The organism is Psychrobacter sp., assembly GCF_030457785.1.
Taxonomy (GTDB): domain Bacteria; phylum Pseudomonadota; class Gammaproteobacteria; order Pseudomonadales; family Moraxellaceae; genus Psychrobacter.
Map to the genome: position 1 here is coordinate 1 of NZ_JAKDUI010000059.1, position 12554 is coordinate 12554.

At 44.1% G+C, this 12554-nt stretch carries 9 protein-coding genes; 8 read left to right on the top strand and 1 reads right to left on the bottom strand.

Going from position 1 to position 12554, the window contains the following annotated elements:
* Nucleotides 1–120: 120 nt before the first annotated feature.
* From gmk to L0J61_RS04630, 7 genes are all read left to right on the top strand, one after another.
* Nucleotides 121–747, top strand: coding sequence for a guanylate kinase (gmk, locus tag L0J61_RS04600; protein WP_301465147.1), 627 nt, complete (start codon nucleotides 121–123; stop codon nucleotides 745–747).
* Between the two features lie 214 nt (nucleotides 748–961).
* A complete protein-coding gene (gene rpoZ / locus L0J61_RS04605) occupies nucleotides 962–1222 on the top strand; it encodes a DNA-directed RNA polymerase subunit omega (RefSeq protein ID WP_301465148.1) in 261 nt (86 codons plus the stop codon).
* 445 nt (nucleotides 1223–1667) lie between these two features.
* Nucleotides 1668–3881, top strand: a complete 2214-nt coding sequence (locus tag L0J61_RS04610) for a bifunctional (p)ppGpp synthetase/guanosine-3',5'-bis(diphosphate) 3'-pyrophosphohydrolase (protein WP_301465150.1) — start codon at nucleotides 1668–1670, stop codon at nucleotides 3879–3881.
* 279 nt (nucleotides 3882–4160) lie between these two features.
* Nucleotides 4161–4541: a RidA family protein gene (locus L0J61_RS04615; RefSeq protein WP_301465151.1), complete on the top strand. Its 381-nt coding sequence runs from the start codon at nucleotides 4161–4163 to the stop codon at nucleotides 4539–4541.
* Nucleotides 4542–4872: 331 nt separating this feature from the next.
* Entirely contained in the window at nucleotides 4873–7167 is a 2295-nt protein-coding gene (locus tag L0J61_RS04620; protein WP_301465158.1) for a primosomal protein N', read from the top strand.
* 198 nt (nucleotides 7168–7365) lie between these two features.
* Nucleotides 7366–8070 carry a hypothetical protein gene (locus tag L0J61_RS04625; RefSeq protein WP_301465152.1) on the top strand — a complete coding sequence of 235 codons (705 nt, stop codon included), beginning with the start codon at nucleotides 7366–7368 and terminating at the stop codon, nucleotides 8068–8070.
* A 110-nt stretch (nucleotides 8071–8180) separates the two neighbouring features.
* On the top strand, nucleotides 8181–10067 hold the full coding sequence (locus tag L0J61_RS04630; protein WP_301465154.1) for a monovalent cation:proton antiporter-2 (CPA2) family protein: 1887 nt from the start codon (nucleotides 8181–8183) through the stop codon (nucleotides 10065–10067).
* A gap of 68 nt (nucleotides 10068–10135) precedes the next feature.
* Here the strand turns inward: L0J61_RS04630 and L0J61_RS04635 are convergent, their stop codons facing one another.
* A complete protein-coding gene (locus tag L0J61_RS04635) occupies nucleotides 10136–11065 on the bottom strand; it encodes a DUF2628 domain-containing protein (RefSeq protein ID WP_301465155.1) in 930 nt (309 codons plus the stop codon).
* Between the two features lie 310 nt (nucleotides 11066–11375).
* On the opposite strand from L0J61_RS04635, the gene trmB reads away from it, so the two are divergent.
* Nucleotides 11376–12242, top strand: a complete 867-nt coding sequence (gene trmB, locus L0J61_RS04640) for a tRNA (guanosine(46)-N7)-methyltransferase TrmB (protein ID WP_301465156.1) — start codon at nucleotides 11376–11378, stop codon at nucleotides 12240–12242.
* The last annotated feature ends 312 nt before the right edge of the window (nucleotides 12243–12554 follow it).

Here is a 12554-nt window from a genome sequence, read left to right on the forward strand (position 1 = left end):
GGATAAAACTCATACGTTACTTTAGCATAATTTGCTTTTATTGCTCTTGAAAATACTCGGGCGTTTATTTAGATTTTTTTGGTCACACCGCAATTAAGGCACACAATTAGGACACATTGTATGACAGGTTCATTATTTATCGTCACCGCCGCCTCAGGTACCGGCAAGACCTCACTGGTTAAGCAGCTGCTTGCTATCACCAATGACTTAACCGTTAGCGTGTCACATACCACTCGTGCCCCACGTCCGGGCGAAATTGATGGTCACCATTATCACTTTACCGATGTCGATAGCTTTGTATCTGCTATTGATGACCATCAATTTTTAGAGCACGCTGAGGTATTTGGCAATTATTATGGCACTTCAGAACAAAGTGTGCGTAGGCAATTAGAAGCCGGTATTGATGTCATCTTAGAAATTGACTGGCAAGGTGCGCTACAAGTCAAAAAAATCTTCACCGAATCCACGATGATTTTTATCTTACCGCCAAGCATCGACACACTCAGGCAGCGTCTATCAACACGTGCTCAAGATACCATTGAAGTAATAGAACAACGTTTGGCTGGTGCCGTGGACGAAATGGCACAACACGTCCACTCTGATTATATCGTCATTAATGACAACTTTGAGGTAGCACTGGCTGAGCTAAAAGCCATTATCGTTGCTGACAGACAGACACTACATCGCCAACAGCAGCGTTACCGTGGCACCATCGCCGACCTACTCAACAATAAGGCAGCGGAATAGCACGTACGCAGAATAATAAAAATGCAGCCGAACGGCACATTCAACGATTTGGCTGTCTTATTTCTTATTATCTACATTAAGAACTAAATGATGACACCACGCAGACGAAAAATGCTACAATGTCCAGCTATTCCTTTTTACATTTTTTTGATATTATTTTTATTAAGCAGCGGGCAAGCTCTGTCGCTAATAAAAACAACCGAGGTAGCTATTTATGGCACGAGTGACGATTGAAGATTGTTTAGATAATGTAGATAATCGCTTTGAACTGATTTTAGTCGCAAGCAAGCGCGCACGTCAATTAGCCAAAGGTATCGCAGAGCCATTGGTGGATGTCGATAACGATAAGCCTACTGTGTTGGCATTGCGTGAGATTGCTGGTGGCAAAATTACCCGTGATATTCTAAATCAGCCAGAACATAACTTTGCTACGAACTCGCTAGATTTGGCTTTGTCAGGTGATCATAGTTTCTAAGCAACCTATATCATGAGTTTTACGTATCAGCATTTTGCATGGTTGACTGCTTTATGAATTAAAATAAACCGATTGATCATGAGAACCACAGCCGATGCTGTGGTTTTTTGGTTAGCGCATATATGCTAAAAAATAATATGACTCAATTTTGTTTTTTAGACAGACCGACGAGATGTTTTTATGATGTACTATCACCACACTACTGGTCATTTTAGTAATCATCTAGCCCTCAAACTATAAGATTGCATTAAAACTTAACATTTATTACAACCCCTAGTTGCTTAGCAGTTGACATTGAATACGTTTTACGATTTATTAGAGGTTAATCTAACCGTTTTCCAACCTTGCCTGTAACAGGTCAGTATTCATTCAGTAGCCACTTACTTCGGCCGATAAAAAGTCGACAAATTAGCCACTAAGCAATGAAAAATAGGATCGTCACTTTATGAGTCAAAACTTGCCTAAACTCAGTCATCATTTGGTCGATGAGGCTCAATATAATTTGTTGCGATCTGTAGGTTACCTCAATGCCGATGAGCGCCGTGATATTATTGACGCATGTGAGTTTGGTGATATTGCACATATTAAAGATAAGCGTAAATCAGGTGAGCCTTATATCACTCACCCTATTGCCGTCGCTGAGATATTGGCGGGCTTTCGGTTAGACCGAGATACTATTATCGCGGCAATTTTGCACGATACGGTAGAAGACACGGAAGTGAATGACGAGCAAATTGCGCAGCGTTACGGCACGGTCGTTTCGAGACTGGTCGATGGTGTCACCAAACTTAAATCTTCGATGCATAACAAGCAAGAAAACAAGGCAGCTACCTTTCATAAAATTTTGATTGCTACCCTTGCCGACCCTCGAGTATTAATCATCAAACTTGCTGACCGTTTGCACAACATGTCGACTTTAGACGCGGTACGCCCCGAAAAACAACAAGCAACCGCTCGAGAAACACTGGACTTTTATGTGCCGTTTGCGCGGCTGATGGGACTCAATGACATTGCTGACTACATCGAGGTGCTGTGTTATCGCAACCTAAACCCCGAAATGTATGGGAAGATCTCTGATAAGCTACTACAGCACGGTCTTGGACGCAGCTTCCAAAGAGAAGCCATCCATCGCTATTTAAATATTGTGCTTAATAACCTGGATCTAAACGGCCTAGTCAAAGTTCTAGACAATAGCGTCGTGATTTACCGTCAGTTCTTTCGCAATCGCGGTGAGATCAGCTCACTACTACGTCATTATGCCTTTGAAATCGTATTGGACAGTATCGAGGAATGTGACAAGCTAGCCTATTATCTTATTAAAAAGTACCAAATCAATGACACGCATATTGCTGATAACATCCGCCGCCCATTGCCTGGCGGTAACCAGTCACTGACACTCATCTATGAGCGTGATAATGATGTGGTCAAAGTAACTATTTTGACCAAGCAAATGCAAAATGCTGCCAGGCTTGGTGTGATCGGTGCCGAACACGCTTCTGACGTCAGCCAATCGGTCATTCAAGCCTCTTTACGTAATATGAAAGACTTGGTTGAAGAAGACTCACTACATGACGGTACCCCTGATTTTTCAGCAGCAATCTCTACCATCAATGAGCTAATGGATTATCTTCATTCGAGTAAAATGATCTGTTATAGTCCAAGAGGTCGCGCTTATGAGCTGCCTCAAGGCGCAACAGCCTTAGACTTTGCTTATGCCGTTGGACCAATGGTTGGCAATGTCGCTGTCGGTGCCAATATCGACGAAAAAGCGGCCAAGCTTGGCACAGTCGTCAAAAACGGACAGACAGTCGAAATCGAGATTAATAGTCACTCAGAACCAAAAGCCGAATGGATTGGGTTTGTTGTCACCAATAAAGCTCGTGAAGAAATACTACGGTGGTTTAAGGACTTGTCCATCGCCGACAAAATACATCACGGTCAGCAAGCCCTAGACCGCGCACTTAAAACATATCAAAAAAGCCTCGATGACCTAAGCGATAGCGATTGGAAAAACTTAACAGAATGGCGGGGATTAACAGAAAAAGACTCATTATTTGAGCAGATAAGCTCAGGGACTTTATTGCCACAGCTTATTGTGACTCGACTATTTAGTGATGAAGTAAACGATCTACACGCCAAGAAACTCAGTGATGATATCAACCAACCGCAACAGCTGATCGTCAATGCATCTGGTGTTGAACTTGACTTCGCCAACTGCTGCCACCCTATTTATGGCGATCCTATCGTCGGCCATCTATCACGTCATGGCTTGGTCGCCCATCGACACAAATGTTATTCGCTTGATGAGATTCGTAAAGATAACCCTTATCAAGTCATTCAATTGCGCTGGCGTAACGACGATGCCGTCAAACAAGGCGAACCCGAAGATCCTGAGACAAACAATCTCGATATCAAAAACAGTGGACAAGTCCGTTTCTCTGCCTACCTCAAGCTGTCTATTTCTCTCAGTGATGAACAAATCAGTGAAGTGGTTTATCATCTGCGCCAGCTCAATATGGGGATTGAAATGATTGATGTTCGTAGCACGGATACCATTCTTCATATCATTGTGCGCAGTCGCAATCATTTAGCACAAGGGATTCGCGAAATACGCTCATTATTTGGCTTCCCTAATATCGTCCGATTATATCAACTGTAATACATAACATGGGCCAGAGATAAAATACTAAAAACTGAATGACCATCTTCGCCTCATCAAACATTGAATGATTTATTGAAGCGCTTTTAGAAAATCTCAAAAAATATTGGACGATGAAATATTAAACAATGGTAAGCTGTGTTGTTTGCTTAAACATGGTAAATTTTTACAAAAAAAATCGTGGCTTGGTATAAAGTATTTTTAATTAGCCACTTTTATATTGAAATCTCACTTAATGGCAAAGCCCTTACAAACCAAAAAATATAAAAAGGATACAGTATGACTCGTCAAACCATCCAAACCGATAAAGCTCCTGCCGCTGTTGGCACATATTCTCAAGCCGTTAAAGTCGGTAATACCGTCTACATCTCAGGTCAGCTTGGATTTGACCCTGAAACAATGGAATTGCGAGACGGCTTTGAAGCACAAGCCAAGCAAGTTTTTGAAAATATCAAATCCATCTGTGAAGCCGCTGGCGGTAGCTTAAATGATGTCGTTAAGTTCAATGTATCACTCACTGATTTGAGTGATTTTGCAGTCTTAAACGAAGTGTTTGTTGCTAACTTGAGCGAACCATACCCTGCCCGAGCCGCTGTCCAAGTCGCTGCCCTCCCTAAAGGTGGCGTGGTTGAGATTGAAAGCATTATGTATATCGAATAAGACTCACATCTCCTCAAGCTAACAACATAACGACCATTCTAAATAACGACCGTTCTAATCGAGCCACTGTTACTTAGTCAGCTTAGCGTCATGCTAGGCTGGCTGACTTATGTTTTTAACCTTTAACTTTATTCAACCTCATACCATCTTCAAACACGTACAACTCGTGCGGACTCTATAATCTTGATAACTGCTTCATACCTACCCAATATCCGCTTGATAACTAAAAAACCAAAGAAACTCAGTAGGTATCTAAGAGACTTAGAAAGTTAAGCAATGTATATCTTATTCTTAGGTATGACCATTCTCTAATAATACTGTGAAGCCCATTATGTTGGTGCAAGTCGCTCTACCCGTACCCCTTCACCGAGTATTTGACTACCGCTTGCCAGTAGGTACGCAAGCCTCGCCAAATACGTCGCCAACTTGGTTACCACCCATTGGTAGCCGCGTCGAAGTGCCTTTTGGTCGACAGAGACTCATCGGTATCGTGGTCGCGCATGTCCGTGAATCTGATAGCACTGTATCCATTAACAAAATCAAATCTATTCATAACTGCTTAGATGCTGAGCCCATCCTAGATGACCGCTTGCTCAAGCTGGCTCATTGGCTAGCCCGCTATTATCACTATCCGCTCGGTGATGTGCTAGCCGTCCTCTTGCCTAGTCTGGTTCGTCAGGGCAAACCGCTGGATATTTTAATTACTCACTGGCGTATCCTGCCGCACATTACTGATGACGACTTTCATCCCAATGCAAAAAAACAAAAACAGCAATTTGATATGCTAAAGCTACACGGTGAGCGTGGTGCTAGTGAAGACACCTTACTACTAGAAGGAATGCAGCGCCCGTTTTTGAAAACGCTGGAGAAAAAAGGGTTGATAGAACACCATATTCAACCAAAGCAAGCCCCAGCGCCTGTCAAGCTTGCTAAAATGCCACTTGACCTCAATGATGAGCAACAGCAAGCAGTTACCGCTATACTCGACGCTCACGAAGCCCAACGCTATACGGGGTTTTTGTTAAATGGTATTACGGGTAGCGGCAAAACCGAGGTTTACCTACAAGTCATGCAAGCTGTGCTCGAAGCTGGTAAACAAGTACTTATCTTGGTACCAGAAATCGGTTTGACCCCACAGACACGTGCGCGTTTTGCTAGTCGGTTTTCTGCCGAAATTGTGCTGCTACATTCTGGCATGAACAACACCCATCGCCTACAAGGCTGGCAAAACTGCCGGACAGGTCATGCACAAATCATCATTGGTACACGCTCAACTGTACTATACCCGTTTAAGGATTTGGGATTGATCGTCGTTGATGAAGCTCATGACGGCTCCTATAAACAACAAGACACTTTGCGCTATCATGCTGCTGACGTTGCACTTTACCGTGGTCTACAATGCAATATACCCGTGGTATTAGGAACCGCGACCCCTTCACTGGAACATTTAAAATTGGTCGATGACGGTAAGCTGATGGAACTCCAACTGTTGACACGACCAGGCAACGCCAAGCCTGCTTCTATGCAACTGATCGATGCACGACAGCAAAACACCCATCAACAGACGACAGACGATGGTGCGCGCTACGACACAGGGCTAACGGATGCTATGATTGGTGCCATACGTCAGACCCTAGAAGCCGGTGATCAAGTATTGGTGTTTTTAAACCGGCGCGGCTATGCACCTGTTTTATTATGCGAAGCCTGCGGCTGGCAAGCAGACTGTCCACGTTGTGACGCACATCTAACAGTGCATTATAATCGTCAGAACAGTCGCCAACACAGGTTTAACAGTTATTTAAAATGCCATCATTGCGACTGGCAGGCTTATATTCCCACCGTCTGTCCCGACTGTGGCAGTCAAAATCTAGACGCCAAAGGTCTAGGTACGACCCGATTAAGCGAAAACTTGCACGCGATTTTTGCCAACCCGCAAACCAGTAAAGAGCTCTACCCCATTATTCAAATTGATCGTGATACAACCCGACGCAAAGACAGCTGGGAGAGCATTTATCAACGCATCAACCAAGGCAGCCCTGCTATCTTGGTCGGTACGCAAATGGTCGCCAAAGGTCACCATTTCCCTAACGTCACCCTCGTGTGTATGCCGAACGCTGATCGAGGCTTTTTATCGGCAGACTTTCGCTCTCCGGAACACACCGCGCAACTCATGATCCAGGTAGCAGGTCGAGCAGGTCGTGGTGATAAGGCGGGTCGCGTATTGATTCAAACGCTACAACCTGACAATGAGCTGTTATTGAAACTGGTAAAAGACGGGTATCTATCATTTGCTCGCAATCTTTTACAGGAGCGAAAAATGATGGGGCTACCACCTTATAGTCATGCTGCCTTGATACGCTGTGAAGGCAAAACTCTTGCTGCCACGATGCAAGCTCTCAAAGATGCAATCGCTATCTTTCCAAATGCGCATAAGCTGGCCGTGCTCGGTCCTATCGATGCACCGATGAGTAAAAAGAACAGCCGTTATCACGCACAACTGCTGCTGCTAGCCAAAGAGCGCCGTCAACTGCATCACGTATTGCAACAGTGGTGGCAGCCTGCACTTGCTTTGCCGAGCACTAAATACCTCAAAATGACCTTGGATATTGATCCTGTCGGCTGGTAGTTATTAAGCGGTAAAAGCGACCCTGAGGCACTTACATAGTTCGTTCAATAATAAACCCAAAATAACACCCTTAGAATAACTTACTGCATGCGTTTTTTTGGTTATAATAGCCATATAGCACCACAATTAAGCAGACTTATTGACTTTGACAACCACAGTTATTAGTATTTTTAAACGATTCATTGATGATACAACACTATGTCTAGACGTTCAGCACCCTTTGTCGCTCCAGATTATATCGACAACCCCACATCAAAAGATGGCAAAAAATATGCCAAGGCTTTGCTGTCAACGCTACAAGAAGATATTTCCAGCTTCCGCGATGAGCAGTTCCCGCCTGATATCTTACGCCAAATTCGAGACATGCCTATATTTGAAGGTAATTTAGCAGAAGTTCAGGCCTACCAGCAACGATGGCAAACGCTGCTAGGGCGAGCACAAGATTTTTATCCTGCTGCCAACACACCACCCGACTATCTTCCACTGCCTGCCAGCCTCGAGATTCCTCAATTTATCTATCACGTCCAACGATTACACTTAACCAAAACTCGCGCTAAAGAATCCAAAAACTTTGGCTCAGTTGGCGCTCTGATAGACAAGTGTGGTGATTATAGTGCCGATGAAATCGTACGTATGACAGCAGTTTTCGATAAAGATGATGACGCACGTCTGGTCGCGCATCGTGAGTTTATTGACCTGCGAGCTTATGTTTTTTGTCGAGATAGTAAGGGCGAGATGCTAGAGCCTGAGCGAGTTCGTTTTTATCGTACTGGTCTCATCGTTCATGCGCTGCCCGATTTTAAGATAGTTGATAGCAGACAGACTCCGCGTAAGCGCCGTAATGATGCTTATAGCAACCCTATCGCAGACAATGGCGTTTGGAAGATTTATCGTAAAAAATAACATACGTTGACACTATATTATCCGTTTCACCAGTGTTTTATATTAGGTTTCGCTCTAGTTGCCAAATACACTATTACTTTTTATTTATCATGACTCCTTGAGGATACCAGATGTTCGCTGCCGCCGCTGGCTCACCAAATTTAATGTTACAAGCCACCATCTTCTTAGGAGCTGCACTGCTGTTTGTACCTCTAGGTAAGCGATTTGGTATCGCGACCGTCTTAGGGTATCTCATTACCGGTCTGATATTAGGACCTAGTGTCTTAGATATGGCAGGCGACGCTGAGAGCTTATTGCACTTTTCTGAGTTTGGCGTGGTCATGCTTCTATTCATCATTGGTCTTGAGCTTCAACCTTCACGGCTTTGGGCATTGCGCCGCTCTATATTTGTCCTCGGTGGTTTGCAGGTCGGCCTCACTGGCATACTATTGATGTGGATATTACATCAATTTTTCTCGCTACACTTAGATACGGCATTTATTGTTGGTTTCGGTCTGGCCCTGTCTTCTACTGCGTTTGTATTACAGATACTGACTGAGAAACAGCAGCTTTCTAGTACCCATGGGCGCGAAGCCTTTACCATTTTATTATTCCAAGATATTGCCGTCATTCCTCTATTAGCGGTCATCCCGTTTCTTTCAGGGGTGCGTGAGCAAAGCTACGACCTGATTTATTTTGGTAAAGTATTCGCTGTTTTCGCTGGGCTGATTTTTGCCAGCCGTTATGTCGTTCGACCTTTCTTTAAGTTTGTTGCATCCAGTGGTGCATCAGAGTTACTGACCGCCATTGCACTATTTATCGTCATGGGCGTATCTATTTTGATGGGACAGATCGGTCTATCAATGGCATTGGGTGCATTTTTGACTGGGGTATTGTTAGCCGATTCTGAATATCGTCATGAGTTAGAGGCCAGTATCGAGCCGTTTAAAGGGCTGCTTCTAGGCTTGTTTTTTATGTCAGTCGGTATGCTGACCGATGTCAAACTTATCTTAGCCGAACCTATCTTTATCATCGGCTGTGCAGTGGCGTTGATACTGCTTAAGTTTAGCGTCATTGCCGTGATTGCAAAAGCATTTGGCAATCGCTGGCCGACCAGCATCAGACTGGGTGTGACACTTGCCCAAGGTGGTGAGTTTGCTTTCGTGCTCTTTAGTGTCGCCTCGGCACAAAACGTCCTACGTCCTGAGCTTGCCAACACCCTAAACCTTATCGTGACCATCTCTATGGCGCTGACGCCACTGGCATTTCTGATATTAGAAAAAGTCGGCGAGCCGTTATTTGCAAAAACAAAACCTAGCCGCGAATACGATACTATCCCTGATCACGAACATCAGGTGATTATCGCTGGCTTTGGGCGAGTGGGTCAAATTATCGGACGAGTGCTGCGCATGCACAATATCGAGTTCACTGCGATTGAACGCTCTGCCAACAGAGTTGATTTTGTCCGTAAGTTTGGTAACCAAGTCTATTATGGCGATCCAAAAAATCCTGAGATTCTGCGTGCCGCTGGCATCCAAAAAGCACGTGTCTTTATACTTGCTATTGATGACTTGGAGCGCTCTATCACCACTGCTCAATATCTGCGTAAAAACTACCCAGACATGATTGTATTGGCACGCGCACGAGATCGTCAGCACTATTATCGTCTACGTGAAGTTGGTGTTCGCCATATCTGGCGTGAGACTTATTTGTCCTCACTAGACATGTCACGTGAATCGCTACAACTGCTCGGAATATCACCCGAAAAAGCACGTGAAACCGTTAAGACTTTCCGTGACTATGATGACGACTTAATTGAGCGTCAACAAGCTATCTATGATGATGAAGCGAGCATGATTGAATCAGCACAATCAGCAATGGCAGAGCTTGAGAGTCTGTTTGACGAAGACATCGATAAAGCACGCAAGCTAGATTTGACTGATTTCTACGACGCATTAAAGAGCCAAGCAACACCAATTGATGATAAGGATGACGTCGCAACAGATCCTAAGCCCTAAAGAGTTTAGGGCTCGCTGTGATGTAGACATACTGAAATGCAGACATACCGAAATATAGAAATGATAGCTTATTCAGATAGGCAGCTTTTCGGGGCTTGTTTTTTGTTCAATGAACTGGTGCAGGCCCAACTATCACTGTTAGGCAAATGATAAAAGACTAACGTCTGATCATTTAGGTAGCGCACGGGAAACGGTACGTTTTGGATGGTAGCAATGACAGCGCAGTCTGTTTTTGTCACGCCAGCTGCTTTGGTATCGATATGCATACGCACCTGCTGATCGGCTGCGCTCAATGGTAGGTTAACTGGACATTTCCCTGTCTGCTGATAAATGAGCGCCACTCGGTTTTGCGCATTTTTGGCGATGTAGTAAGTATCAAACAACACTGCATTCTCTTTTGGTTTGGCCACAATAGGCAAAAACTGCACCTGAATCACCAGTAAAGCGAACGCAAAAAAACAAAACCCTAAACCCAAACCAAACAGACTGACCCCACCTTCTCTTTGCAAGTGCGCCTGCTGTTCGCTTGCATCACGTGGATAGTCGTTGATCGCATCAGCTATCTCACGGCGCGCCATTCGGTAATAATACGCATCCGTCCAACGCGACACCATAAACGACCAAAACAGCCAAATGAGTGCGGCAATACCTATACGTATACCCATCTGAAAATCGTCGGGAATGTGGGACATTACTACAAATTCGAACGCCACCAATACCAACGCCACATTCATCTGGATAAACGACCAACCTGCGACACTATATACAATAGCATCCATATAACGCTTACGATACAGTAGCCAAGGAAACGTCATGAAAAACGATGCCCAGTGCCATTTTGGTGACAAATATCCTTGCTTATCAAACTGCTCAAACCGTTTGAGGTAATAACGCTGACTTCGATGACCAATAAACCACTTATCCAACTGTTCACGCTGCATCGGCGTTAGCTGCTCTTGATAAAACGGTGGCGGCGAGTCAGTTTCGATAAATAACATGATAATATGCTCTGTTGCTTTTTTAGAATGACGATAACAGTGGTCATTATATGATATCGCCAAGTACCATGTGTAGAAAACCTCTGTATAAAAGACAGGGTATAAAAAAAACGAGGTATAGAAGACAAGCCGACTATGTACAACGCTCAGATGACAGATACATCAATTCTGCAAAAATACTAGGGCGCGTTCTCAATTGATATCAAATTCATTCTTTTCAACCACCAGAATCGCATTGCACATTCACAGCCATAACGATTTGACTTATAATGAACGTCAATCACCCATTTTATGAAGCCTTGTCAATTCTATGAGCCAATACCCTAATAGCAACGAAGATATCGATAGCAGTAATGCTACTGATGACCAGTCAGATCCTAGCAGCCGTACCGCCACCCGCAACTCTGACAATACCCCCACTGACCTAGATACCAATATCAGTGATGAGACAGCACCTGCAGACGGCAAAAAACATATTCGTATCGTCAATACGTTTATGAAGCGCCGTACGCATATGAACAAAAACGCCGAATTAGCACTCACAGATCCCGAGTTCGCCGAATATTTGGTTAATAACAGCTTCGGTGATGGCGACTTAAGTGACATCGACGACCTCAGAATATTATTCGTAGATAGCCCGAACGGTAGTGAAGCACCGCTTACGTTAGAGATTGGTTTTGGGCTGGGTGATTCGTTCATCGAAATGGCAGCAGCTGAGCCCACACGTAATTTTGTTGGCGTCGAAGTACATGAGCCCGGTATCGGTAAATGCGCTTATATGGCAGGTACTCAAGGCTTAAGTAACGTCAAAATCATCAACGGTGATGCGATTCAATTACTCAAACAGCTACCAGAAAACCACATCGACCGTATTCAGCTTTATTTCCCTGACCCATGGCAAAAAAAGCGCCACTATAAACGTCGTTTCGTCAGTCCAGAACGCATGGACATCGTCACGCGTAGCTTAAAACAAGGTGGCTGGTTTCATACAGCAACTGACTGGGAGCATTATGCGTTTTGGATGGTCGAAGTATTAGATGATTTTGCTGGATTAACCAATCAAGCAGGTGTCGGCAACTTCACCGCTCGCCCCGACTTTCGTCCAATGACCAAGTTTGAGCGTCGTGGCATAGAGCGTGGACATGGGGTGTGGGATTTGATTTATATAAAAGACTGATATTGATAACGCATCTTCGATGCTTGCAAAAAGTGACCAGCATTGTTGGTCACTTTTTTTGCTTTACAAGCGACCATTTACCACTTTGTAGGCACATATTTGATAAATTTGCATTGCTAAGCTATTTTTCGTAAAAAAATTAATAAATTTTCAGACGTGAAACACCGCTGTTTCTATGGTGTTTGTCGCTACACATTCCTGTAAATAAATAAATAAAATCGCCCTACGAACTCGTTGTCCTCTCTTATCGATCTGCGCAAACATTGATACTATAAGGGCTTGAGGAGTTCTACCCATAAGCTGTGGATAACC

Excerpts from the sequence above, each read along its gene's own strand:
- gmk (WP_301465147.1), top strand. The coding sequence starts at position 121 with ATGACAGGTTCATTATTTATCGTCACCGCCGCCTCAGGTACCGGCAAG.
- rpoZ (WP_301465148.1), top strand. The coding sequence starts at position 962 with ATGGCACGAGTGACGATTGAAGATTGTTTAGATAATGTAGATAATCGC.
- L0J61_RS04610 (WP_301465150.1), top strand. The coding sequence starts at position 1,668 with ATGAGTCAAAACTTGCCTAAACTCAGTCATCATTTGGTCGATGAGGCT.
- L0J61_RS04615 (WP_301465151.1), top strand. The coding sequence starts at position 4,161 with ATGACTCGTCAAACCATCCAAACCGATAAAGCTCCTGCCGCTGTTGGC.
- L0J61_RS04620 (WP_301465158.1), top strand. The coding sequence starts at position 4,873 with ATGTTGGTGCAAGTCGCTCTACCCGTACCCCTTCACCGAGTATTTGAC.
- L0J61_RS04625 (WP_301465152.1), top strand. The coding sequence starts at position 7,366 with ATGTCTAGACGTTCAGCACCCTTTGTCGCTCCAGATTATATCGACAAC.
- L0J61_RS04630 (WP_301465154.1), top strand. The coding sequence starts at position 8,181 with ATGTTCGCTGCCGCCGCTGGCTCACCAAATTTAATGTTACAAGCCACC.
- L0J61_RS04635 (WP_301465155.1), bottom strand. The coding sequence starts at position 11,065 with ATGTTATTTATCGAAACTGACTCGCCGCCACCGTTTTATCAAGAGCAG.
- trmB (WP_301465156.1), top strand. The coding sequence starts at position 11,376 with ATGAGCCAATACCCTAATAGCAACGAAGATATCGATAGCAGTAATGCT.